Source organism: Lentibacillus salicampi (assembly GCF_004565465.1).
Lineage (GTDB): Bacteria > Bacillota > Bacilli > Bacillales > Amphibacillaceae > Lentibacillus > Lentibacillus salicampi.
The window spans coordinates 1-2,068 of record NZ_SRHY01000097.1; the positions used below are offsets into that span (position 1 = coordinate 1).

A 2,068-nucleotide genomic window follows, 5' to 3' on the forward strand; every position below is an offset into this window, starting at 1 on the left:
CTAGCATGAGTTTACGAAATAAAGAAAGCAATAAGCTATAATTCCTGTTATATCAAGAGTTATGGCATTCCAAAGTGTATTACCCCTCAAGTTGGTACTTTTCCAACTCCAGGGTTTCCATCATTTTTTTCATTTCCGGTGTACATTGGCTCAAGGAAAAGGTTTTTTGTACGTTCCCTTTCTTTCCCTTTTTCTCGTAAACATTGATCACTTGTTTGATATCAGCTAAAACATCCAACATTCGATTCACGGTGATATCAATTCCCTGTTCGTGCAGTTCCCGATTCAACAGGCAACAGAGCCTTAACGCAAGGACACAGTAAAAAGCGTGAACTTTTATTTTTTGATCGGTCCAATGATAAATCGGCCGGACATCTAAATGTTGGTGATTTTTCATTTGTTTGAAGGCTGACTCAATATGATACTGCGAGCGATAAGCAGCCACGATTTTCTCATTGGACCAGTCATGGTTATCGGTATATAAGACGGTTTTCCCAAGTACATATTTTTTCAGATATTCCAGTTGACTCTCGTTGAATGCGAACGTCAATTGAACAGAATGCTCCAAAGGCGTTATATCAACATCAAACAGGTCTTTCATGTATTCCTTTTGAAGGATCTTATTCACGTTTTTTTGCACGGAAGAAACGGTTGGTTTCTTTCCTTTTCGGATCTGGCCGGCTTCACGTTCCAAAAGCCTGTGCTGAAGCTCCTGCAGCTGCCCGGTGCAGGTTTCCAGGTTCTTTTGGATGCCCTGCATCTGTCCTTCCGATAAGAGCGGGTTGTACGTGACCAGGACCGTCATGTTTTCGTTATATACAGAATAAGTCGTCCGATAGACACGCATGCCTTCAAATCTCTCACCGGATAGGGGTTCAAATTGATCAGGATTGATGTCTTGCAGCTCCTTGACCTGTGAGCGCTTTAATGTCCCGATGACGTGAAACGCCCAATCTCCGGAACGAAGACGTTTGATGTTGTCCAGCGAGTTGTTCCCCTTATCAAAAACAAGGGTGATATTTTTCGGTTTCCCGCAAATCGATTGATAACGGCTTTTAAGTTTGTCAATGACCCCGGAAAATTGCTTGGCATCCATGTCATTGCCAGGATATGTTTCATGGAATAAAGGAACCCGAAAATCCGGAGATACCATCACAGCCAGCCCGACAATTTTCAAGTCCTTGCGCTTCTCTTTACTGTTTCCGCGTTGCGGCAGAGTGCTGGACGATTTGGTATCCACATATGTGAAAAAATTGGTCGCATCATAAATCAAACAGTCCGTGTCCAAACTATATGATTTCACAATGTGTTCCGAAAATTCTTTTTCAAATTGTTCCATAGCCTTATCCGTCAGTAAACCCATATTGTCCCAAAAACGCTGACTGGTCAGATGGTAAGGCTTAGCTGGAAGGAATCGATCCAGCATCGTTTTGGAGAACCATTCCCCAAAGCTATTTTTGCTTGTTGGGGCAACGGCTCGATTAATGGCTGCGAGTAACATGTAAGTACCAACAGACAAACCTTGATGGCGTTTTGACACGTGTTGATCAATCATATTCACAACGTCCAATCGATCAGCCAGATCAAACAAAGCCGTAACGGCACCGAATTCCAACACAATACTGTGGTCAGGATTGGCGGGGTGCTTGTTTTCATCTATGGCTTGTGCAATGTCTTCCGCCCGTCCTAAATATTTTTGATGAACAATTCGCGGTTTTCCATCGACCCGTGCAGACTCCACCAGGTAATAATAATCATGATTCTTCTTTCGTTTTTTGATGATGGAGGCCATATTACCGTCTCCTTAAAAAGTTGGGTAATACATACTTCGATATTCACTTTAAAATTCCTGCTTGAATTTAGGAAAAACATTGATTTAAAGGGATTTTATTCATATATAAAATGCGATATCAAGTGAATTGGAGTTGGGTAATACAAAATCAAGCCATATTTTCAATTATTTACCATCTCCCTATGCCCTGTTATGACAGGGATACAGTACATTCTCAGTCCGCTCAAGCTTTGAGAAAACTGGAAATTTATACTGTAATTCGTAAACTTATGCTAG

Annotated in this window: 1 protein-coding gene; it reads right to left on the reverse strand. The window is 41.5% G+C overall.

Annotation, left to right across the window (positions count from 1 at the left end; translation table 11 throughout):
* Nucleotides 1-79: 79 nt before the first annotated feature.
* A complete protein-coding gene (locus tag E4U82_RS19440) occupies nt 80-1,792 on the reverse strand; it encodes an IS1634 family transposase (protein WP_135111897.1) in 1,713 nt (570 codons plus the stop codon).
* Nucleotides 1,793-2,068: the final 276 nt, after the last annotated feature.